Source organism: Bacillus cereus group sp. BfR-BA-01347 (assembly GCF_022663835.1).
In the GTDB taxonomy this organism is placed as follows: Bacteria; Bacillota; Bacilli; order Bacillales; family Bacillaceae_G; genus Bacillus_A; species Bacillus_A thuringiensis_K.
The window spans coordinates 1-223 of sequence record NZ_JAKUGG010000105.1 but is presented as its reverse complement, the minus strand read 5'-3'; the positions used below and the strand labels follow the sequence as shown (position 1 = coordinate 223).

Genomic DNA, 223 nt, shown 5'->3' with positions numbered 1-223 from the left:
GCTTGCTCTTATGAAGTTAGCGGCGGACGGGTGAGTAACACGTGGGTAACCTGCCCATAAGACTGGGATAACTCCGGGAAACCGGGGCTAATACCGGATAACATTTTGAACTGCATGGTTCGAAATTGAAAGGCGGCTTCGGCTGTCACTTATGGATGGACCCGCGTCGCATTAGCTAGTTGGTGAGGTAACGGCTCACCAAGGCAACGATGCGTAGCCGACC

General features: G+C 53.4%; 1 rRNA gene. It reads left to right on the top strand.

What is annotated here, in order from left to right:
• Positions 1-223: ribosomal RNA gene (locus MR143_RS33765) — 16S ribosomal RNA — on the top strand; the annotation flags it as partial.